Below are 19,947 nucleotides of genomic sequence, written 5' to 3'. Positions count from 1 at the left end.
ACGCACCTCGGTCGAAGTGAAACGGGGATCTGTCCCCGTTTCGAAGCTGGACCCAGGATAAACGGGGGGTGATCCCCACTTCTAGTGGGGGGTGCGTTCCGGCGGTTTCCCGTCCGCCCCCGCGCCCCGCAGCCCTCGCGGCCCCGCCCGCCGCCGACCCGCCCGCCGCCGCCCCGGCCGGAGACGGCGAACGGCCCGCCCGGTGTCCTTTCGAACACCGGACGGGCCGCAGCGCACCGTCGCGTCACACCACGAGGGTCAGTGCACGAGCACCGGCACCTCGTTGGTGTTCGCCGCACCCTCGCCGGCCGTCGCGCCGTCGGGGCGCCCGGCGTTGATCAGCACGAAGGCGATCGCGGCGGCCAGCACCAGGATCCCGAAGGACCACCAGATCGCGGTCGAGAAGCCGTGCACCATGCCCTGGAACTGCACCGCCTTGGCGGCGTCCGGGGTGGTCGCGCCGCCCAGGTGGGCCGCCAGCCAGGTGGTCGTCGCGCTGGCCGCGATGGTGTTCAGCAGGGCGGTGCCGATGGCGCCGCCGACCTGCTGCGAGGTGTTGACCATGGCGGAGGCCACACCGGCGTCGCGCGGCTCGACGCCGTGCGTGGCGAGGCTCATCGCCGGCATGAACGCGGTGCCCATGCCGAGGCCCATCAGGACCAGACCGGGCAGGATCAGCGCCGGGTAGGAGGTGTCCAGGTCGATCTGGGTGAGGATCAGCATGCCGATCGAGGCGACCAGGAAGCCGGGCGCCATCAGGTACCGCGCCGGGACGCGGGTCATCAGGCGGGCGCCGATCTGGGTCGAACCGGCGATCATGCCGGCCACCATCGGCAGGAAGGCCACGCCGGTCAGGACCGGGCTGTAGTCGAGCACGATCTGCAGGTAGTAGGTCAGGAAGAGGAAGAGACCGAACATGCCGATCACGGCCAGACCCAGCGACAGGTAGACCCCGCCGCGGTTGCGGTCCAGGATGACGCGCAGCGGCAGCAGCGGAGCCTTGACCCGCGCCTCGACCGCCACGAACGCGCCCAGCAGCAGGACGGCGGCGACGAACAGGCCGATCGTGATGCCGGAGGACCAGCCGTCCGACTCGGCCCGGGTGAAGCCGTAGACCAGGGCGACCAGGCCGGTGGTGACGAGGATGACGCCGGGGACGTCGAGGCGGTTGCGGTTGCGGCCCTCGGCCGGCTCGCGGATCACCATGACGGCGCCGATCGCGGCGGCCACGGCGAACGGGATGTTGACGAAGAAGGTCCAGCGCCAGTTCAGGTACTCGGTCAGCAGGCCGCCGAGGATCAGGCCGATCGCACCGCCACCACCGGCGATGGCGCCGTAGATGCCGAACGCCTTGGCGCGCTCCTTGGCCTCGGTGAACATCACGGCCAGCAGCGAGAGCGCGGCGGGCGCGAGCAGTGCGCCGAAGACGCCCTGGAGGGCGCGGGCGCCGAGCAGCATGGCGGTGTTGGCGGCGGCGCCGCCGAGCGCGGAGGCGAACGCGAAGCCGGCCAGGCCGACCACGAAGGTCCGCTTGCGGCCCCAGAGGTCCGCCACCCGGCCGCCGAAGAGCAGGAGTCCGCCGAAGGCCAGCGCGTACGCGGTGATCACCCACTGGCGGTTGCCGTCGGTGATGCCCAGGTCCTCCTGGGCGGAGGGCAGCGCGATGTTCACGATGGTGGCGTCGAGGACGACCATCAGCTGCGCGAGCCCGATGAATATCAGGGCCTTCCATCGCCTCGGATCGGGCTGGACGGCGGGCAGGGAATCGGTTTTTGGCATGGCGGTACTCACTTCACGGTGCGAGGCGTGCGGAACGGTGCGGACGGAAACGGTGCGGGTCGGAAGTACATCAGGACGAACCGCGCGAACGGGCGCGCGGAGGTGGCCGCGCGGTGGTCCCGCGGTGACGGGTCGGTGACTCGGTGGGTCAGTGGTCGGTGTGGAAGTCCTCGAAGGTCGCGGCCCGGCCGGGCAGGACGGAGCGCGCGGGCGCCCGCATGCCGTCCAGGAACAGTTGCAGGTGCCGGTGGACGAACTCGTCCAGCACCACGCAGGAGGTGCCCGGCAGGGGGCGGGTGAGCTGGCTCATCGCGATGAACAGATCGCCGTGGTCGACGTCCGCGCGCAGTTCGCCGGCCGCCTTCGCACGCTCCAGCAGACCGCCGACGACGCTCATCAGGCGCTCCCGTGCCTCGACCAGGTCCGGATCGAACATGTCGACCCGGTTGGTCAGCATCGGGCAGAGCGCGCCGATCTTCTCGTCGACGGTCTGGTGCGCGAACCGCTGGAGGGCGTCGAACGGGCCGGCTCCCTCGGCGGCCGCCGACTCCGCGTTCGCCACGATGCGGTTCTTGACGAGCAGTGCCACCTCGCGGATCAGCGCGGCCCTGGTCGGGAAGTTCCGGTAGAGCGTAGCGTTTCCGACGCCGGCCCGCTTGGCGATTTCGTCCAGCGGCGCATCCGCGCCGTGCTCGACGAAGGCGTCGCGGGCTGCCAGCACGATCCGCTCACGGTTCCGGCTCGCGTCCGCACGCAGCTTCGGTGTGCGGACCGGCGGCTCCGCGGTGCGGGTCGGCTCGACGGCGGCGGTGCTCACTCGGTGCTCCTCCCGGATTCCGGGGAATCTCTCCCCGCTTAGTCCTACGAAGAGCCAAACGGGGAATCCCTCCCCGGAAATTTCACTTTCGAATGTGACCTGTGTCACATCTCGGGGACTCCCTCGTTCGCGGGTCCGCCGGTCCGCCGGTCAGCCGCTGGCGACCGTGTAGCGGCCGGTCCGCGGGTACCAGGCGTGGTCGCCGGCCAGCCAGTCCTTCAGCCCGTCGGTGAAAGCGGTCACCGTCCGCCCGGCCTCCGGGCCGAACTCCTCCGCCAGGTGCGGGACGTCCTCCCGGGCGATGCGGTCGAAGCAGTCCAGCCGGGCGTTCATCAGGTCGGTGACCGTGTCCACCGCGGTCTGCCGGGAGCAGCGCAGGAAGTGCCGGAAGACCGGGACGGCGTTGTTGAGCTCGCCCTCCAGCTCCGTCTCCTTGCGGCAGGAGTAGAGGTCGTTGCGCAGGTCCACGTTGTCGGCGAACGCCTCGATCAGCGCGGTGACGGTCGGGTGGGCGAGCAGCTCCGGCGGCAGGTCCCGTCCCCGGACGTGCAGCGGCAGCACGGTGGACAGTGGCGTCCCGGCCGTGCGGCGGCGCATCTGGAGGTACTCGACCGGATCGGGGACGCGCCCGGCGAGGGTGTTGTCCAGCTCCCAGAGGTTGGCGGCGGCGAAGTCCAGCGCGGCGTCCCGGAGCCGGCGCCGCAGGTCCGGCGGGAGCGCGGCCGCGGAGCGGGCCCAGACGTCGGCCAGCGCGACCTCGACGGGGTGCTGCGGCTCCGCCGGCCCGGTGCGGTCCTGCGGATCCGGCGCTCCGGCCGTCCGGTGGTGCGGGCCCGGCGATCCGGCCCGGCGCCGCGGGCCCGGCGCGGCCGCGGCGGCCGGCGGCATGCAGGCGGCCAGGCGGGCGACGAAGCGTCGCGCCCCCGCCGCGTCGCCGGTCGCCTTGACGGTGACGAAGTGGTCGTCGACGGCGAACGCCCAGACGTTCCAGTCGCCGACCAGCAGCAGTTCCTCGACCGGTAGGTCCGGCTGGGTGAGCGCCGTGAACAGCGCGAGCTCCAGCCGGTCGAAGCGCTCCCGGCTCCACACGCCCGCCGGACCGGTGAGCCCGGTCAGCTCCGCCCACTGCGCAGCCCGGGCGCGGGCGGCGGCCTGTCGGGGGTTGAGCCGGGCGGGGTACGGCATGGCGAAGACCGGTGGTGGCGACGGGGGCTCCGGGAAGGCGTGGGCCCGGCGGGCCAGGGCGGCGACCGTGCGCTCGGCGGAGTCGCCCAGGCCGGAGGGCAGGCCGGTGAACACGCCCGGTGCGGCGCGGTTGCGGTGTGCGGACACGGTGGCGGCCCCTTCCGGCGCGGGTCGGTCGCCAGTCTCGTGCAGGGCCGGTCCGTAGATGCGGGAGCGATCGGAGGTTCACCCGATCGGGTGACCGCCCCCGCCGCGGGCCAGTGCCACGGGCCGGCGGAGCGGGATCTCGAAGTGGACGGTGGCCACGCCGGGGCCGTGCTCGCCGGTCGGCCGGGCGTCGTAGACCTCCTCGGCGAGGCTGCGCCAGAACGCCTCGGCGCCCGGGACGGCGGTGTTGGTGTGCAGGTAGAGCCGCCGGTAGCCGCCCTCTTCGGAGGCGAACTCGCAGGCCCGGCGCACCAGTTCACGGGCCAGGCCGTGCCGTCGGTGCTCCGCCCGGACGTACACCCGGACCAGCTGTGCGGTGGTGCCCGAAGGGTAGCGCTCGGCGACCTCGCGCGGGTGCGGCGGGTGGGCCGGGCCGGTGGAGTGCAGTGCGGTGGTGGCGACCACCTCGCCGTCGCGCACGGCGACCAGCAGCGCGTGCCGGGGGTGGTCGAGGTAGTGCCCCTGGAGGTCGACCACGTCGGCGTGCCAGTCGGGCACGTAGCCGTAGCCGAACTCGCGGTAGAACGTGTCGAGGATCAGCCGGCGCGCACCCGGGACATCCGCGGGCAGTGCATGCCGTACCAGATAAGGGTATTGACGATTCATCAGGAATCTCCGACGGGACGGACCGGGGTGGGTGACTGTTAGCGTACATGAAAACCACTTTCATCTAACACGGCAACGGAAGTGCGTGCCGGCGTGTTGAAAATGAAAACGAATCCCGTTACGTTCCTCTCGCGGCCTGCCGAAACCGGCCTGCCGCCGTGTCTGCGTGTCCGTCGAGAGGGAGAGCCGTGGCGCATCTGCTGGTGATCGAGAGCTGGGTCGGCTCCATGAGCAGGTTGCTGCCAAGGGCGCTGGGGGAGAGCGGCCACCGCTTCACCTTCCTCACCCGCGACCTCCACCACTACCTGCGGGCGGCCCCCGCCGACGGCCCGCACCCGCTGCTCGCCGCCGAGAACATCCTCACCGTCGACACCAACGACCCGGCCGTGCTGCTCCCGTACGCCGAACGGCTGCACGGGCTGCTCGGCTTCGACGGGGTGCTCTCCTCCTGTGACTACTACCTGCCGCAGGTCGCCCGGGTGGCCCGCCGGCTCGGCCTGCCCGGGCCGGACCCGGAGGCGGTCACCGCCGCCTGCCGCAAGGACCTCACCCGCGGCACGCTCGCCGGGGCCGGCGTCCCCGGGCCCGCGTACGCGCTCTGCTCCGACCGTGACCAGGCCCGCGCCGCCGCCCGGGCGATCGGCTACCCGCTGGTCGTCAAGCCGGTCGACCTGTGCGCCGGGATGTTCGTCCGCGAGGTCGCCGACGAGGCCGGGCTCCTCGCGGCCGTCCGGGCCGTGGAATCCTTCCCGGTCAACGCGCGCGGCCAGCGGCGGGACCCGGTGGTGCTGATCGAGGAACTGCTCACCGGTCCCGAGGTCAGCGTCGAGACGGTCTCCTCCGGCGGAGTCGCCCACGTCGTCGGGATCACGGACAAGAGCATCGGCGGCGCGCCCGCGTTCGTCGAGACCGGCCACATGTTCCCGGCCGCGCTCGATCCCGCCGACGCGGCCGCCGCCGCCGACACCGCCGTCGCCGCGCTGTCCGCGCTCGGCCTCGACCAGGTCGTGGCGCACACCGAGATCAAGCTGACCCCCGCGGGGCCCCGCGTGGTCGAGGTCAATCCGCGCCCCGCCGGGAACCGGATCACCGAGCTGGTCCGGCGGGTCACCGGCGTGGACCTCGCCGCAGCGGCCGTCGACGTCGCCCTCGGACGCCGGCCCGACCTGGCCGTCCATCCGACCGGCGTCGCCAGCGCGGCCATCGCCTTCCTGGTCCCGGGCGAGTTCCCGGTCGCGGGGGAGGGGCGGGCGGGTGCGGGGCTGCTGGACGGGTTCGACGGCGAGGCCGAGGTCCGCCGGGACCCCGCGGTCGTCGAGCTCAGCCTCGCCGGTCCCGGCCGCGAGGTGCGGCCGGCCACCAGCAACAACGAGTACCTCGGGCACGTCATGACCGCCGACACCGGCGGCCCCGGCGCCCGCGGCACGGCCGAGCGCCTGCTCACCGGGCTCACTCCCCGGTACGCGGTGGCGGACTGTCCTGCCGAGCCCGCGGCGGTGCCCGCGTGAGCCCGGCCGCCGCTCCTGTCGCCGCCCGCACGACGGCCGCCACCGTCGCTCCGGCCGCCCCCACGACGGCCGCCGCCGCCACGACGGGCGCCGCCCCCCTCGCCGGGGCTGCGGAGCCCGCCGTCGCCGCGTCCGGAGCCCCGGTCGCCGCCCCGTCCGCGTTCGACCTGGTCGCCGACCGGGCCCGCGCCGGCTCGTACGGTCCGGACCCGGCCGGCCTGCGGATCGCGCTCGCCTTCACCACCGCGCAGGCCGTCCGGCACGCCGGCCGCGCCCAGGGGTACCGCAACGAGGTGCTCAGCCTCCGGCTCGACGCCGCCGTCGGCTCCTGCGCCGTCGAACCGGGCGAACTGCCCGCCGGCGCGCTCGACGACTGCGTCGGCGCCCGCGTCGACGAACTGCTCGACCACCCGCTCGCCGCCGTCCGGGTCGCCGCACTCGACGCCTACCTGGGCCACTGCCGCCCGCACACCTCCGCCCGCGGCGCCCGGACGCTCACCCTGCCGGCCGGATCCTCGCTGGAGAAGTCCCGCGCCCGGGCCGCCGCCGTGGTCCGTCTGCTGCCGCTCGCCGACGTCCGCCGCGTGCTGGTCGTCGGCGTGGTCAACTCCCTGCTGGAACAGCTCCGTTCGAGCGGTGCCGAGTACCTCCCCTGTGACCTCAAGGGCGGTGTCACCGAATGGGGCGAGCCCGTGCACGCCGACGCCCTCGCCCGACTCGACGACTGCGACGCGATCCTCGCCTCCGGCATGACCCTCGGCAACGGCACCCTCGACCCGCTGCTCGCCCACGCCCGCACCACCGGCAAGCCCCTGGTGCTGTTCGCCCAGACCGGCAGCGCCGTGCTGCCCCGGCTGCTCGGCGACGGGGTCAGCGCCGTCAGCGCCGAGCCCTACCCCTTCTTCTGGCTCGACGGCGGCCCCACCGACCTCCACCTGTACGGGGGCGGGGCCCGGTGACCGCACTGCTCGACTCCGGCGCCGTACTGGGCAACCCCGGTCTGCTGTCACTGCTCGGCCACACCCCGCTGGCCCGGATCACCACCCCGCTGCCGCACCCGCACCCGGGCTTCTGGGCCAAACTGGAGGGCCTCAGCGCGGGCGGCATGAAGGCCCGCTCCGCGGTCGCCATGCTCCGCGGCGCCCACGCCCGCGGCGAACTCCGCCCCGGCGCCACGGTGGTGGAATCCACCTCGGGCACCATGGGCGTCGGCCTGGCCTTCGCCGGGCAGGCGCTCGGCCACCCGGTCGTGCTGGTCGGCGACACCGAACTCGAACCGTCCATGCGGCAGTTGCTGCGCGCGTACGGCGCCCGCCTGGAGCTCGTCGAACGGCCGGCCCGGCACGGCGGCTGGCAGGCCGCCCGGCTGGCCCGGCTGCGCGAGGTGCTCGACCGGCTGCCCGGCGCCTACTGGCCCGACCAGTACAACAACCCGGACAACGCCGCCGGTTACCTGGCCATGGCCCAGGAGATCACCGCCGACCTCGACCACCTCGACGTCCTGGTCTGCAGTGTCGGGACGGGCGGACACAGCGCCGGCCTCGCCGAGGCGCTGCGCCGTCGCTGGCCCCGGCTGCGGATCATCGGCGTCGACTCGGTGGGCTCGACCATCTTCGGACAGCCCGCCCGGCCCCGTCTGATGCGCGGCCTGGGCAGCTCCATCCACCCGCGCAACGTCGCCCACCAGGCCTTCGACGAGGTCCACTGGGTCGGCCCGGCCGAGGCGGTCGACGCCTGCCGGCGGCTGGCCCGGGGCGCCTTCGTCAGCGGCGGCTGGTCCACCGGGGCGGTGGCCCTGGTCGCGGCCTGGGCGGCCCGGGTCCACCCCGGCGCCGCCGTGGCCACCGTCTTCCCCGACGGCCCGCACCGCTACCTCGGCACGGTCTACGACGACGCCTTCTGCCGGCGGCACGGCCTGGACGCGGAGCGGGCGGCGCTCCGCCCGATCGAGATCCCGCACCCGGCTGCCGTCGAGGTCAGCGGCTGGGCGCGCTGCCGCACGGGGGGTGCGGCACCCGCCACCGCGGTGGCGGCCGTCCCCGCCGCTCCGACGGCCCCGGCCGCACCGCCGGGCCTGGTGGTCCCGACCCCGGCCGGCCCGCCCGACCGGGCGGGCGTCGGGGCCGCGACCTGCGGCGACACCGTCCGACCCGAGGAGGACCGATGAGGCTCGACGTCCGTACCGTACGGCTCCGGCTCGCCGAGCCGCTGCGGATCTCCCGCTCGGTCACCACCGAACGCGACGCCGTCCAGCTCGCGCTCGGCCACGGCGGACTGACCGGACACGGCGAAGCCGTCAGCAGCGTCTACCTGCACCTGCCCACCGACCGGATCCGGCGCGAACTCGACGGACTGCGGCCCGCGTTGGAGCGGTACCCGGACCCCGAGCAGGCGCTCGCCGAACTCCGCTTCGCCGCAGTCCCGTTCGTCTGCCTCGCGGCCGGCGTGCTGGCCGCCGTCGAGGCGGCCCTGCTCGACCTGGTCGGCAAGCGGGCCGGCGAACCCGTCCACCGGCTGCTCGGCCGGGCCGAACCGGTGGTCGTCGCGACCGCCCGCACCATCGGCATCGAACCGCCCGCGCGCGCCGCCGTGCAGGCCGCCCGGCTCGCCGACGCGGGTTTCACCGTGCTGAAGGTCAAGGCCGGCTCCGCCGATCCGGGCCTCGACCTCGTCCGGGTCCAGGCCGTCCACGAGGCCGCCCCGGACGCCCGGTTGCTGCTGGACCCCAACGGTGCCTGGACGCCTGAGCAGGCCCTCCAGCTGCTGCCCGCCTTCGCCGCCACGGGTGTCGAGGCCGTGGAGCAGCCGATCGCCCCCGGCAGCCCGGACGTGCTCGCCGCCGTCGCCGCGCGGTCGCCGATCCCGGTGATCGCCGACGAGGACGCCGTCACCTTCGAGGACGTCCGCCGGATCGCCGGGCGGGTCCACGGGGTCAACCTCAAGCTCGCCAAGTGCGGCGGCGTCCACCAGGCGCTGCGGATCGAGGAGGAGCTGCGCGGCAGCGGGACCGAGCTGATGTTCGGCTGCCTGGCCGCCAGTTCGCTCGGCATCGCGCCCGCCGTCCACCTCGCCGACCGGGCCCGCTGGATCGACCTGGACGGGCACCTGCTGCTCGCCCACGACCCCTGGCAGGGCATCGGCGGAACCGACGGCACCGTCCGCACACCGGACCGGGCGGGCCTCGGCGTGCTGCCCGTCCCGGATGCCGCCCCGGGTGCCGTCCCGGGGCCGGTGGCGGGGTCGGTGCCGGAGGCCGCCCGAGGAGCTGTTCGGGGCCCCGCCGGCGAAGCCCACCCCCGCGCCGGCACCCGCCCGGTGGCCGGCCGGTGAGAATACTGCGCGCCGTACGGTCCTTCCCCGTGCCCGTACGGCTCCTCCTGGTCAACCAGCTCGGCGTCAACACCGGCTTCTACCTCCTCATCCCGTACCTGGCCGGCCACCTGGGCCACGACCTCGGCCTCTCCGCGCTCGCCGTCGGCGCCGTGCTCGGACTGCGCAACCTCAGCCAGCAGGGCCTGTTCATCCTCGGCGGCTCGGCCGCGGACCGGCTCGGCGCGCGCCGCGTCATCATCGCCGGGTGCGCGCTGCGCAGCGTCGGCTTCGGGCTCTTCGCGCTCGGTGACTCGCTCGGCATCCTGCTCGCCGCGTCGGCGCTCAGCGGGCTGGCCGGCGCGCTGTTCAACCCGGCCGTGCGCACCTACGTGGCGAACGAGGCCGCCGACCGCAAGGCCGAGGCGTTCGCGCTGTTCAACATGTTCGCCACCACCGGCGCGCTGGCCGGTCCGCTGCTCGGCACCGTCCTGCTGCTGGTCGACTTCCGGGCCGCCGCGCTCACCGCCGCCGGCATCTTCGCCGTCCTCACCGTCGCCCAGGCCCTCGCCCTGCCCGAGCGGGCCGTCCCGCCGCCGCCGCGCGGCGTGCTCGCCGACTGGCGCGAAGTCGCCTCCGACCGGCGGTTCCTGGCCTTCTCGCTGGCCATGGTCGGCCTGTTCGGGATGGAGAGCCAGCTCTACCTGCTGCTGCCCGACGCCGCCCGCCGCGCCACCGGGTGGGAGGGGGCGGTCAGCCTGGTCTTCCTGACCAGCACCCTGGCCAACCTCACCCTCCAGCTCCGCATCACCACGAGGCTCCAGCGGGACGGGCCGGCCACCCGGTGGATCCCGCTCGGCCTCGCCGTCGCCGCCACCGGCTTCCTGCTGCCGCTCGTCGTCCCCGGCCTGCCCGGTGTCCTCGGCGGCGTGCTGCTGCTCCAGACCGGCCTGATGACCGCCCAGCCGTTCGTCCTGGCGCTCATCCCGGCGTTCGGGCGCCCCGGCCTCACCGGCACCTACTACGGCCTCTACTACGTCGTCTCCGGCTTCGCCGCCGCCCTCGGCAACACGGCGGTCGGCCGGGCCATGGACAGTGCCGCCACCGCCCCCTGGCTGCTCTGCGCCGCGCTCGGTCTCGGCTCCGCCGCCGCACTCACCCGGCTGCACCGCGCCGGACGGCTCCCGGCGCCCGCCCGCCCCCTTCCCACCCCCGCCCGCCCTCTCCCCAGCGAGGCCCGATGACGCCCCGGCCCCTCCCGACCGAGCCGGCCGCCCCCGCGGCCGGTCACCGCAACCTCCTCACCGACGATCCGGAGCTCTACGAACTCCGCTTCCCCGACCCGGGATTCACCGCCGCGCGGTGGGCCGAGTCGGTGCTCCGCGGCTACGGCGCCGGGCCCGACGTGCTCGACCTCGGCTGCGGCACCGGCCGGGACGCCGAATGGCTGCACCGCGCCGCCGGGCGGACCGTCACCGGCCTGGACAGCTCCGCGACGATGATCGAGTACGCCCGCGCCCACCACCCCGGGCCCGTCTACCACGTCGGCGACATGCGGACCTTCCCCTTCGCCGCCGGGCGGTTCGACGCGGCGCTCTGCCTGGACAGCGCGCTGCTCTACTGCCACACCAACGAGGACCTCGACGCCCTGCTCGGGCGGCTCGGCCGCCACCTGCGCCCCGGCGGCCTGCTGGTCGCCGAGATGCGCAACGGCGCGTTCTTCCTCGGCCGCACCGAACTCCTGGACGCCCCGAGGACCGACACCGTCACCCGGGACGGCGTGACCCACACCTCGCACACCACGCTGTGGATCGACCGGGCCGCCCAACTCCTGCGCCGCACCCGCACCTGGACCAGTGACGACGGCGCCGCGCCGGTGGCGCAGCACTCCGCCTGGCGGCTCCTCTTCCCGCAGGAACTGCGTCACCTGCTCGCCGCCCACGGCTTCACGGTGCTCGCCCTCTACGACCGCCCCGGCCCGCGCACCGAACCGCCCTGGACGGACGGCGACCTGCCCGCCGACACCGCCGACGAAGACCGCCTCCACCTGGTCGCCAGGCTGGACCACCGCACACGAAAGAGAAGTTGACCCATGGACCGTCCGCACGCCTCCCGGCCCGCCCCCGGCTCCCCGAACCCCGCCGCCCGCCCCGCGGCGCGCCCGATAGCCCGCCGCACCCTGCTCGTCGCCTCCGCCGGCGCCGCCGGCGCCGCCGGAGCCCTCGGGCTGGCCGCCTGTTCCCCGGGCCCGGCCGGCACCCCCGGAGACGCCGCCCCCGGCGCGTCCGGCACCCCCCGGCGCGGCGGCCGGCTGCGCGCCCTCTTCGCCGGCGGCGGGGCCAACGAGACCCTCGACCCGCACCTGGTCAACCTGTTCGCCGACGCGGCCCGGGCCAAGGCGCTCTACGAGAAGCTCGCGGACTCCGGCTCCGACCTCGCCGCCGTCCCCCGTCTCGCCGCCGAATGGGAGCCCAACGCCGGACTCGACACCTGGACCGTCCGCCTGCGCGAGGCCGTGTTCCACGACGGCCGGCCGGTCACCGCCGCCGACGTCCTGTACAGCTACCGCCGAATAGCCGACCCCAAGCGGGCGTTCCGGGCCCGGGCGTCCCTCGAACCGGTCGACCTCGCCGCCAGCCGCGCGATCGACGCCCGCACCGTCGAGTTCCGGCTCAAGCGCCCCTACGCCGAGTTCCCCAACGTCCTGGCCGCGTTCGGCGCCTACATCGTCCCCGAGGGCACCGAGGACTTCCAGCACCCGGTCGGCTCCGGCCCGTTCTCCTTCGTCTCCTTCAGGCCCGGAACCTCGCTGCTGGTGCGGCGGTTCGACGGCTACTGGGACGGCGCACCGCACCTCGACGAGCTGGAGATCCTCGCCGCCGCCGAGGAGTCCGCCCGGGCCAACGCCCTGCTCGCCGGACAGGCCGAGTACGCCCACGAGTTGACCCCCGCCACCGCCCGCGCGCACGAGCGCGGCGGACGGATCGGCATCGTCCGGCTGCGCAACAGCGCCATGCAGGGCTTCGTGATGAAGACCGACCGGCCGCCCTTCGACGACGTCCGGGTCCGGCAGGCGTTCTTCCTCATCGCCGACCGGCAGGAGCTGGTCGACGGCGCGCTCTCCGGCGCGGGCGAGATCGGCAACGACCTGTTCGGCAAGGGCGCCCAGTACTACCCGGCCGGTCTCCCGCAGCGCGCCCAGGACCTCGACCGGGCCCGCGCGCTGCTGCGCGAGGCGGGCGCCGAGGGCCTGAAGGTCACCCTCGACACCTCCCCGGTCGCCGCCGGCTTCGTGGAGGCGGCCGGGATCCTCAAGGACCAGGCCGCCAAGGCCGGCGTCACCGTGGAGGTCAAGGTCGGCAGCAAGGACACCTACTGGAAGGACATCCTGGACGGCGGCGTGTTCGCCTCCTACCGGTCCGGCGCGCTGCCCGTCGAGTCGCACATCTCCCAGCGGCTGCTCTCCGGCTCCACCACCAATGCCACCCACTGGCGCCGCCCCGACTTCGACGACCTGTACACCCAGGCCCAGTCCACGGCCGACCCGGCCGCGCGCGCCGCCCTCTACGAGCGGATGCAGCGCCGGCTGTACGACGAGGGCGGCTTCCTGATCTGGGGCTTCGCCGACTGGATCGTGGGCACGGCGCAGCGTCTGCGCGGCGTCTCCGCCGAGGCTCCGGCCAACACCCTGGACTGGGCCAGGTTCGACAAGGTCTGGCTGGCATGACGACGCCGCTGCGCGGCTGGGCCCGGCGCCGGCTGCTGCTCGGCGCCGGGCAGATCGCGGCCGTCCCGGTCCTGGTCTTCGTCCTGACCGAGGCGCTGCCCGGCGACGCCGCCGTCACCATCGCCGGGGACGACCCCGACCCGGCGAGGATCGCGGCGATCCGGGCCGCGCTGCGGCTGGACCGGCCGGCGGTGGAGCGGTTCGCCGACTGGGCGGGGGAGCTGGTCCACGGCGAGCTCGGCCGCTCGCTGGTCAGCGGTCGCCCGGTCGCCGACTACCTCGCGGACGGCCTCGCCCCGACCGTCCTGCTGGCCTCGGTCACCCTCGTCCTGCTGGTGCCCGTGGCGGTGGGCCTCGGCATGCTCGCCGCCCGCCGGGAGGGCGGCCCGTTGGACCGCGCGATCAGTACCGCGACCCTCGGGGTGTACGCGGTACCGGAGTTCGCGCTGGGAGTGCTGCTCACCGCGGTCTTCGCGATCCGCCTCGGCTGGCTGCCGCCGACCGCCGTCGGCGGGGTCCGGGAGCAGCCGGCCGTCCTGGTCCTGCCGGTCGTGGTGCTGCTGGCCCGCCCGGTCTGCTCCGTCGCCCGCCTCGTCCGGGCCGGGCTGATCGAGGCGATGGCCGCGCCGTACGCCGTCCACGCGCTGCGCTGCGGCGTCCCGCCCGCCCGCGTCCGCTGGACGCACGCCCTCCCCAACGCGCTCGCCCCGGCCGCGCAGCAGCTCGCGCGTACGGCCGACTGGCTGCTCTGCGGCGTCATCGTGGCCGAGGCCCTCTTCGTCATCCCCGGCCTGGGCACCGTCCTGCTGGACGCCGTCGCCGCCCGCGACGTTCCCGTGGTGCAGGGCCTCGCCGTGCTGTTCGGCGTGGTGACGGTCGTCCTCAACCTGGCCGCCGACCTGGTCGCGCGCCGGCTCGCGCCGCGCACGGAGGTGGTGGTGTGACCGGCCCCCGCCCGCCCGGGCCTTCGCCTGCCGGGCGCGCCCCCGACGGGCCTTCGCCCACCGCCGACCCCCGGGGTCGGGCCGCCACGCCGAGGGAGGCGACGGAGTGAGGAAGTACGCCTTCGGTACGGCGCTGATCGCCGTGCCGCTGCTGATCGCCCTGGCCGGACCGCTGGTCGCCGGGGAGCCGGGGCCGCGCGCGGTGTCGTTCACGGCGGGCGGCGGGCACTGGCTGGGCACCGACTTCACCGGCCGTGACGTCTGGCGCCAAGTCCTGCTCGGCGGCCGGTCGGTGGTGCTGGTGGCGATCGCGGCGACGGTGCTCGCGTACGCGCTGGCGCTGCCGCTCGCGCTGGCCGCCGCGCTGACCGGGCGGGCCTGGTGGGAGGAGGTGCTGCTGCGGCCGCTGGACGTCCTGATCGCCGTGCCCTCGCTGCTGCTGGTGCTGCTGGTCGCCACCGCGCTGGAACCCGGTCCGGGCGGGCTCGCCCTGCTGGTCGGGGTGGCGGCGGTGCCCGACGTCGCCCGGGTGGTGCACGCGGCGGCGGTGGAGGCGGCGGCCCGGCCGGTCGTGGAGGCGTTGCGGTTGCACGGCGAGTCGTGGTGGCGGATCGCGTTCGACCAGGTCACCCGGACGATCCGTCGTACGGTCGCCGCCGACGCCGGCACCCGGCTGGTCGGCGCGCTCTACCTGGTCGCCACGGCGGCCTTCCTCGGCGTGGGCGTGCAACCGGACGCCGCCGACTGGGCGGTGATGGTCGACCGCAACCGGCCGGGACTCTTCCTCCAGCCCTGGGCGGTCGTCGTTCCGGCGCTGCTCGTGGCCGGGCTCTCCACCGGCACCAATCTGCTGTTCGACGCCGCCCTGCACCGGGCGGGCGGGAAGGAGGTCCGACGGTGACCGAACCGGAGCTGGTGAGGGTGGACCGCCTGGGTGTCGCGGTCGGCGGGCGGACGCTGGTGGACGGCGTCAGCCTGCGGGTCCGGCCCGGCCGGGTGACCGCGCTGGTCGGCCCGTCCGGCAGCGGCAAGACGACCACGGCGCTCGCCCTGCTCGGCGTGTACCCGGACGGCGCGCGGGTGACCGGCACGGTCACCGGCGGGATGCCGGGCACCGGGCGGCCCGGCGCCCCGGGCCCCGGCGCCGTGCGCGTCGGCCACGTGCCGCAGCACCCCGCCACGGTGCTCAACCCGGCCCGCCGGGTCGGCGTGCTGCTGCGCGACCTCGCCCGGGTGCACGGCGGCGGCCCGGAGGCCGTCCGACGTGCCCTGAAGGACGCTGAACTGACCGACGTGGAGGGGGTGTTGAGCCGGTACCCGCACCAGCTGTCCGGCGGCCAGCAACAGCGCGTGGTACTCGCCCAGGCGCTGCTGACCGGCGCCCGGGTGATCGTCGCCGACGAGCCCACCACCGGCCAGGACCCGGGGACGGCGGCCCGGGTCGCCGCGTTGTTCGGCCGGCTCGTCGCGCGCGGCACCGGACTGCTGCTCCTCAGTCACGACCTGCGCACCGTGCGGGAACTGGCGGACGAGGTGGTGGTCCTGGAGGCGGGCCGGACGGTGCGGACCGGTCCGCCCGCGGACGTCCTGCCGGCCGCCGAGGAGCCGGCCCCGTCGGCGCCGTCGCGGTCCGGCCGCCCGGAGCCTGGGCCGGTCCGCCTCTCCGTCACCGGACTCACCGCCCGGCACCCCGGGGGCGCGGCGGTCCTGCACGACGTCGGCCTGACGCTGCGGGCGGGGGAGTGCCTCGCCCTGGTCGGCCGCTCCGGCAGCGGCAAGACCACCCTGGGGCGCTGCCTGGCCGGGCTGCACCCGCGTCACGACGGCTCCGTCCGGCTCGACGGCGAGCCGTTGCCGCGCAGCGTCCGGCGCCGGGGACGGCGGGGGCTGTCGGCCGTCCAGTACGTGTTCCAGGACGCCAGGAGCACGTTCGCGGACCACCGCCCGGTTCTCGACCAGGTGGCCCGGGCGGCCGTCCGCCTCCGCGGCCGCTCGCCCTCCGAGGCCGCCGACGAGGCCAGGACCCTGCTGGCCGCGCTGGGCCTGGACCCGGCGAAGGCGTCCCGACCGCCCGCCGGACTCTCCGGCGGCGAGTTGCAACGGGCCGCCCTGGCCAGGGCGCTGGTCGTCGACCCGGCTGTGCTGGTCTGCGACGAGATCACCTCGGGGCTGGACACCGACACCCGGACGGCGATCCTCGCCCGTCTCGCCGAGCGGCGGGACCGCACCGGCCTCGCGCTGCTCTTCATCTCCCACGACCTGGCCGCCGTCGGCGCGCTGGCGGACGCGGTCGTCACGATGGCGGAGGGCCGGCTGGTCACCGGCCCGCCCGCCCGGGCGACGGAGTGTCAGACCCCTGGGTTAACGTCGCCGGCATGAGCACCGTGATCGCAGCCGTCCCCGCCCCCGAGGCACTCGCCGCGCTGGTCGACGTCCTGGCCGCCCGGGCCGCGTCCGGCGCGGACGCCACCGGCCTCGCGGAGACGGCCCGCCGGGCGTTCGCCGCCGAGCGGCCGGGCCCGTTGCCGGACCACTGGTGGCTCGCCGTCCCCGGCGAGACGTACGAGGAGGCGTTCACGGTCCTCGGTCTGCACGACCGGATACCCGTCACCGTCCGGTACGGCCTGGCCGCGCAGGAGGACGACGAGAAGGCGGACGACGAGAAGGACACCCCGGAGCCGGTGCACCGGGTGTTCGTCACGCCCGAGTACGCGGGGTGGCGTCTGATCTACGCGGAGTCTCCGCTGCGGGAGACGACCTGGTGGCCGCACGACGTCGTCGTACGCCTGAGCGCCGCCTGCGGCAAGGCCCAGGTCTTCTTCCAGGACCCGTTCGCCGACTCCGTCATCTGGGCGGCCGCCGAGCACGGCGCGCTGGTCCGGGGCTACTGGCGCGCCGACGATCCGGAGTGGACGGGGGAGCCGTTCCCGTGGGAGTCGTTGCCCGGCGCGGCCGGCTCCGAGGGGGAGACGGACGACGATGACGACGACGATGACGACGACGCCGAGCCCAACGCCTCGCGGGTCACGTCGATCAGCGCGGCTGCGGCGGGCCTGTCCGTCGACCCTGCCGCCATCACCGCCGAGACCCCCGTCCGTGGCCACGGCTGGCTCGCCCTGACCGCACCGGGAGCGGGCCACGACGGCTTCGAGGGGGCGCCCGAGCTCTGACCCGCCCCCGCCCCCGCCCCCGCGCCCGCCGGAACCGCCGACCGCCGCAGCGGCCACCCGCCCGGCCGTCGACCTCCGTACTCCGCCGTGGCGGCGCGCGCGGCGGCCCGCACCCGCGCCGCCCTGCGTGCCGTGCCGCGCCGGGGTCGCCTCGTCGGCCTAGGCTGAACTCGCCCGGGCGGCCGGTCGGCCGTGCGAGTCGGGAGGGGCCCGGCGGCCGGGACCAGGAGGTACGCGATGGGCAGCGGTGAGGCAACGGCCGCGGTGCGCTGTGTAGCGGCCGTTCCGTGCTGGGTGAGCCTGGTGGCGCGCGATCTCGACGCGGCCAAGGCGTTCTACGGACCGCTGTTGGGGTGGGAGTTCGAGCCGGCGCCGGATCGTTTCGGCCCGTACGTGCACGCGGTGGCCGGCGGGGAGGCGGTCGCCGGACTCGGTGTGGCGGGCGGCGACTGGGACATGTCCGTCGCGTGGACCAGCTTCTTCGGCACCGAGAGTGCCGATGCCGCCGCCGACGCGGTCCGCGAGCGCGGGGCGACGCTCGCCGTCGGCCCGCTCGCTTTCGACGCCGGCCGGGTGGCGTTCGCGGCGGACCCGGCGGGCGCGCTGTTCGGGATCTGGGAGGGCCCGCCGGGCCGGGCCCGGCAGCTGGACCTGCCGGGCGCCCCGGTCTGGATCGAGCTGCGCACGCCCGACCCGTTCGCGGCCGCGCTCTTCTACGGCGAGGTGTTCCGCTGGGACGGCCGGGACCCGGAGCGGTTCGAGGTGCGCTGGGAGCACGACCGGGTGGTGCTGCGGGCGGAGGGGCACAGCGTCGCCGCGCTCGCCAGGGAACAGGCGGGCGGTCCGACCGGAATGCGCCCGCACTGGGAGGTGTCGTTCTCGGTGCCGGACACCGATGCCGCGCTGCTCGGGGCGGAGGCGCTGGGCGGGACGGCGATCGGTCCGGCCTTCGACTCGCCCTACGGGCGGGTCGCGCGGCTCCAGGACCCGGAGGGCGGCCGGTTCGCGGTGATCAGCCCGAAGCGCTGACGCCGTCGGGCGAGGCCCCGCCGAGGTTCCGGGCGACCTCCTCCCGGGTGGCCCGCAGCCGTTCGGCGAGTGCGGCCCGGGCCCCGGGCGGCAGGGCCTTGCGGGCGGCCGGGTAGAGCTGCCTCTCCTCCGTCGCGAGGTGTCGGCGGAGCAGCTCGGTGAGTCCGTTCAGCAGGGTGCCGGAGGTCGGATCGCCGGGGGGAAGGGCCTGCAGGTCGGCGAGGTACTGGCCGATCGCGAGGTGGTCGTGGATGCACTGGAAGACCAGTGCGCCACCGTCCGGCACGTCGTGCTGGACCACCGGGAACAGGTGCTCCTCCTCCGCGGCGCAGTGGCTGAACAGCAGGTCGGTGAGGAGACCGACCGGCTCGTCGGGCAGGCCCGGGGGCGCCGCCGATCCGGCGGGCCCCGATCCGGGCGCCTCCGCCGGCGCCCGGGCCGCCCCCGTCTCGTCCGTGGCACCCGCGGTCCCCGTCGTCGCCGGGGTCGTCGCCGGGGTCGGGGACGGCTGTCCGGGCCCGGCGGCCTCGATCCGGGCGAGCAGTTCCTCCACCGCTCGGTGCTCCGCGGTGAACTCGTCCAGGATGTCCGGCCTGCGGCTCATGGTGCGCCCGCCTCCTGTCCGGTCTTGTCCGGTCCAGTACGTTCTCGTCCGATGTGTCCGACATCTCCAGTATCAGGCGTCGCGGCAGGTGTCCGGACGCCCCTCGGCGGAAGTGCAGGTCAGGGGTGCGGGCCGGGGCCCCGACGCGGACGCGCAGGGCGGCGTTCCCGTGGCGACCCCTCGGGTCAGGGGTGGTCCCGGCGCCCGGTGAGGGCGAGCATGCGGGCCTGCGGGTCGGCGTCGTCCGGGACCGGGAGCGGGGGGTCGAAGAGGCCGCTGCCGGACAGGTCGCCGTAGCCGGTGTACTCGCCGAGCGCGAACTCCACCAGGCCGGCGGGCAGCCGGGTGCGGTGGTGGATGCCCTCGGCGAGGTCCCAGGTGTGCACGACGGCGTCGGCGGTGAGCTGATCCAGGTAGTACTGACCGGAGACGTCGCCGAAGGACAGGTGGACGGTGAGCTCCGTGGCCCCGGGAAGGGCGAACGCGTCCCGGGAGGCTTCGGCGGCGGCCGTCCACGTGGCGACGGGATCGGTTCCGAGCACGTCGCCGTCGAAGCGGCCGCCGACCTCCGAGGTCGTCGAGCCCATCAGCATCTCGGGCACCCAGAGCTGCTCGGCCGTGAGGTGGTTGACCAGGTCCCGGACGGACCAGTCGGCGCACGGCGTGGGCGCGTCCCACTGGCCGGGGGTGACCAGCCGCAGCCGGTCGCCGAACGCGGCCAGCGCCTCGGCGTAAGGGGTGTCCTGCCGTGCCGCCGCCCGGTGTTCCCTGCGATGAGCCATACCTCCACCCTGCCCTGTCGCGCCCGGGGACGCGCGCCGGTGGCCCGGTGGCAGGACCCTCGGCGGGGCCCGCCGGGTCAGCCCCGCCGAGCTGCTCAGGGTCGGCAGCCGGGTCAGCCCCGCCGGGCTGCTCCGGGTCCGCCCCGTCGCGCGCCACTGCGCGCCGGTCTACACCACTCCTTGACCCGCCCCCGCCAAATTTCCCCGTCCCGTCGGTTGTTCAAATTCAAACTTCCAGGTACGGTCGAACAGCGCTGGTTCGAATTTGAACAACCAGCTT

Annotated in this window: 18 protein-coding genes; 12 read left to right on the top strand and 6 right to left on the bottom strand. The window is 75.3% G+C overall.

Annotation, left to right across the window (positions count from 1 at the left end; genetic code table 11):
• Positions 1 to 258: 258 nt before the first annotated feature.
• The 4 genes from ABZY91_RS23965 to ABZY91_RS23950 all read right to left on the bottom strand — a co-directional run bounded on the left by ABZY91_RS23965 (position 259) and on the right by ABZY91_RS23950 (position 4,594).
• Positions 259 to 1,779, bottom strand: a complete 1,521-nt coding sequence (locus ABZY91_RS23965) for an MFS transporter (protein WP_329879653.1) — start codon at positions 1,777 to 1,779, stop codon at positions 259 to 261.
• Between the two features lie 148 nt (positions 1,780 to 1,927).
• The gene (locus tag ABZY91_RS23960) at positions 1,928 to 2,596 is read right to left on the bottom strand and encodes a TetR/AcrR family transcriptional regulator (RefSeq protein ID WP_355405167.1); all 669 of its coding nucleotides are present in this window, start codon (positions 2,594 to 2,596) and stop codon (positions 1,928 to 1,930) included.
• 150 nt (positions 2,597 to 2,746) lie between these two features.
• Positions 2,747 to 3,928: a terpene synthase family protein gene (locus tag ABZY91_RS23955; RefSeq protein WP_355405165.1), complete on the bottom strand. Its 1,182-nt coding sequence runs from the start codon at positions 3,926 to 3,928 to the stop codon at positions 2,747 to 2,749.
• Between the two features lie 78 nt (positions 3,929 to 4,006).
• Positions 4,007 to 4,594, bottom strand: a complete 588-nt coding sequence (locus ABZY91_RS23950; RefSeq protein ID WP_355405163.1) for a GNAT family N-acetyltransferase — start codon at positions 4,592 to 4,594, stop codon at positions 4,007 to 4,009.
• 188 nt (positions 4,595 to 4,782) lie between these two features.
• Between ABZY91_RS23950 and ABZY91_RS23945 the strand changes: the two genes are divergently transcribed.
• The 12 genes from ABZY91_RS23945 (at position 4,783) to ABZY91_RS23890 (ending at position 18,281) form a co-directional block, all read left to right on the top strand.
• Entirely contained in the window at positions 4,783 to 6,102 is a 1,320-nt protein-coding gene (locus ABZY91_RS23945; protein WP_355405161.1) for an ATP-grasp domain-containing protein, read from the top strand.
• A 167-nt stretch (positions 6,103 to 6,269) separates the two neighbouring features.
• Positions 6,270 to 7,061, top strand: a complete 792-nt coding sequence (locus ABZY91_RS23940) for a DUF364 domain-containing protein (protein WP_355405182.1) — start codon at positions 6,270 to 6,272, stop codon at positions 7,059 to 7,061.
• Between the two features lie 5 nt (positions 7,062 to 7,066).
• Entirely contained in the window at positions 7,067 to 8,269 is a 1,203-nt protein-coding gene (locus tag ABZY91_RS23935) for a pyridoxal-phosphate dependent enzyme (protein ID WP_355405180.1), read from the top strand.
• Positions 8,266 to 9,432 (top strand): dipeptide epimerase, encoded by a 1,167-nt coding sequence (locus ABZY91_RS23930; RefSeq protein WP_355405159.1) that lies wholly within the window; start codon positions 8,266 to 8,268, stop codon positions 9,430 to 9,432. The genes ABZY91_RS23935 and ABZY91_RS23930 overlap by 4 nt, the downstream gene beginning before the upstream one ends.
• Positions 9,429 to 10,655 (top strand): MFS transporter, encoded by a 1,227-nt coding sequence (locus ABZY91_RS23925; RefSeq protein ID WP_329947820.1) that lies wholly within the window; start codon positions 9,429 to 9,431, stop codon positions 10,653 to 10,655. Before ABZY91_RS23930 ends, ABZY91_RS23925 begins: the two co-directional genes overlap by 4 nt.
• On the top strand, positions 10,652 to 11,500 hold the full coding sequence (locus ABZY91_RS23920; RefSeq protein WP_355405157.1) for a class I SAM-dependent methyltransferase: 849 nt from the start codon (positions 10,652 to 10,654) through the stop codon (positions 11,498 to 11,500). Before ABZY91_RS23925 ends, ABZY91_RS23920 begins: the two co-directional genes overlap by 4 nt.
• Before the next feature lie 3 nt (positions 11,501 to 11,503).
• Entirely contained in the window at positions 11,504 to 13,138 is a 1,635-nt protein-coding gene (locus tag ABZY91_RS23915) for an ABC transporter substrate-binding protein (protein ID WP_355405155.1), read from the top strand.
• Positions 13,135 to 14,082: an ABC transporter permease gene (locus tag ABZY91_RS23910; protein ID WP_355405153.1), complete on the top strand. Its 948-nt coding sequence runs from the start codon at positions 13,135 to 13,137 to the stop codon at positions 14,080 to 14,082. Before ABZY91_RS23915 ends, ABZY91_RS23910 begins: the two co-directional genes overlap by 4 nt.
• Before the next feature lie 106 nt (positions 14,083 to 14,188).
• Positions 14,189 to 14,983 (top strand): ABC transporter permease subunit, encoded by a 795-nt coding sequence (locus ABZY91_RS23905; RefSeq protein ID WP_329879643.1) that lies wholly within the window; start codon positions 14,189 to 14,191, stop codon positions 14,981 to 14,983.
• Positions 14,980 to 16,461: an ATP-binding cassette domain-containing protein gene (locus ABZY91_RS23900; protein WP_355405151.1), complete on the top strand. Its 1,482-nt coding sequence runs from the start codon at positions 14,980 to 14,982 to the stop codon at positions 16,459 to 16,461. The genes ABZY91_RS23905 and ABZY91_RS23900 overlap by 4 nt, the downstream gene beginning before the upstream one ends.
• A complete protein-coding gene (locus ABZY91_RS23895) occupies positions 16,458 to 17,252 on the top strand; it encodes a hypothetical protein (RefSeq protein WP_355405149.1) in 795 nt (264 codons plus the stop codon). The genes ABZY91_RS23900 and ABZY91_RS23895 overlap by 4 nt, the downstream gene beginning before the upstream one ends.
• 303 nt (positions 17,253 to 17,555) lie before the next feature.
• Complete coding sequence (locus ABZY91_RS23890) at positions 17,556 to 18,281, top strand: VOC family protein (protein ID WP_355405147.1); 726 nt, start codon at positions 17,556 to 17,558, stop codon at positions 18,279 to 18,281.
• Here ABZY91_RS23890 and ABZY91_RS23885 read toward each other — a convergent pair.
• Together ABZY91_RS23885 and ABZY91_RS23880 are read right to left on the bottom strand one after the other, a co-directional pair.
• Positions 18,265 to 18,885: a hemerythrin domain-containing protein gene (locus ABZY91_RS23885; protein ID WP_355405145.1), complete on the bottom strand. Its 621-nt coding sequence runs from the start codon at positions 18,883 to 18,885 to the stop codon at positions 18,265 to 18,267. The genes ABZY91_RS23890 and ABZY91_RS23885 overlap by 17 nt on opposite strands.
• Positions 18,886 to 19,070: 185 nt before the next feature.
• Positions 19,071 to 19,667 carry a TIGR03086 family metal-binding protein gene (locus ABZY91_RS23880; protein ID WP_355405143.1) on the bottom strand — a complete coding sequence of 199 codons (597 nt, stop codon included), beginning with the start codon at positions 19,665 to 19,667 and terminating at the stop codon, positions 19,071 to 19,073.
• Positions 19,668 to 19,947: the final 280 nt, after the last annotated feature.

The sequence above is a fragment of the Kitasatospora sp. NPDC002965 genome (assembly GCF_040611255.1).
Taxonomy (GTDB): Bacteria; Actinomycetota; Actinomycetes; order Streptomycetales; family Streptomycetaceae; genus Kitasatospora.
The sequence above is the reverse complement of the archived record's forward strand: the minus strand, read 5'-3'. Positions and strand labels throughout refer to the sequence as shown.

What these genes read in the sequence shown, in the direction of transcription:
- ABZY91_RS23965 (WP_329879653.1), bottom strand. Translation starts at nt 1,779, where the DNA reads ATGCCAAAAACCGATTCCCTGCCCGCCGTCCAGCCCGATCCGAGGCGA.
- ABZY91_RS23895 (WP_355405149.1), top strand. Translation starts at nt 16,458, where the DNA reads ATGAGCACCGTGATCGCAGCCGTCCCCGCCCCCGAGGCACTCGCCGCG.
- ABZY91_RS23930 (WP_355405159.1), top strand. Translation starts at nt 8,266, where the DNA reads ATGAGGCTCGACGTCCGTACCGTACGGCTCCGGCTCGCCGAGCCGCTG.
- ABZY91_RS23910 (WP_355405153.1), top strand. Translation starts at nt 13,135, where the DNA reads ATGACGACGCCGCTGCGCGGCTGGGCCCGGCGCCGGCTGCTGCTCGGC.
- ABZY91_RS23920 (WP_355405157.1), top strand. Translation starts at nt 10,652, where the DNA reads ATGACGCCCCGGCCCCTCCCGACCGAGCCGGCCGCCCCCGCGGCCGGT.
- ABZY91_RS23885 (WP_355405145.1), bottom strand. Translation starts at nt 18,885, where the DNA reads ATGAGCCGCAGGCCGGACATCCTGGACGAGTTCACCGCGGAGCACCGA.
- ABZY91_RS23950 (WP_355405163.1), bottom strand. Translation starts at nt 4,594, where the DNA reads ATGAATCGTCAATACCCTTATCTGGTACGGCATGCACTGCCCGCGGAT.
- ABZY91_RS23880 (WP_355405143.1), bottom strand. Translation starts at nt 19,667, where the DNA reads ATGGCTCATCGCAGGGAACACCGGGCGGCGGCACGGCAGGACACCCCT.
- ABZY91_RS23915 (WP_355405155.1), top strand. Translation starts at nt 11,504, where the DNA reads ATGGACCGTCCGCACGCCTCCCGGCCCGCCCCCGGCTCCCCGAACCCC.